At 44.0% G+C, this 747-nt stretch carries 1 protein-coding gene; it reads right to left on the bottom strand.

Translation table 11 applies throughout. From position 1 onward, the window contains the following. On the bottom strand, positions 1 to 747 hold a 747-nt coding region (locus tag ACTJLE_RS06430; RefSeq protein WP_481267901.1), incomplete at both ends, for a phage major capsid protein.

Raw genomic sequence — 747 nt, 5'->3', positions numbered from 1 at the left:
GATCATCAGTTTTAATACCGGTAGTTTCTTTAAGGAACGTGCCGCCGTCTTTCTTGTTGAAAATACCAGTCGGTTTTCCCACGCCATCCCCGTTAAGAAAAGCGTCTTCCTCAGCGTTAGCTAACGCCATGCCGAAGGATGTGAGAAGATGATTCTCGAGGTTAAACGCATTATCATACAAGAGTTCTTCAGTAACTTTTACCGCAACGTGAAGCTTATGAGCGTCAAGCAGGATTTGAGCAAACTTGGAATCCCCAAAGTTAAGGCTTGCGCCTTCTTCAATCCAAGCTGCTGCAGGATCACTCATCGCAATATTAATCTTATGCTCTCCACTAGTAGTAATCGTGGTAGCAAGAGAGCGGATAATGTTTTCTTCTTTCAACGTTTCAATCAGACGATTATCGTATTCTTCCGGCACAAGATACCCGCCGTCAGCGTCCACGCCTTCCTGCAACACGTTATCGACTCGTTTAAAATTACTTCTAAGAGCTGTAAGCATCGCCTGCTTATACTCGTCACGCGCACGACCTTGTTTTTCAAGGTTAACACCTGTTTTCATAGGTTTTGCAACAATCGCCTCAGATGTTGGTTTTGAAAGCTCCTTATCCATTTTTTCCATCTGCTCCAAGCGTTCAATTTCCATACTGTAAGCTTTCACTTTCGCTTCCATCTCATCATAGGTTTTCGCGTCTTCTTCTGAAATAAGCCCGTCCTTGTCACGTTTAGACTCAAGGAAAGCTTTCGCAC

It is taken from the genome of Gardnerella sp. CCPDSM, assembly GCF_056754715.1.
This window is presented reverse-complemented; position numbering and strand designations above follow the sequence as displayed.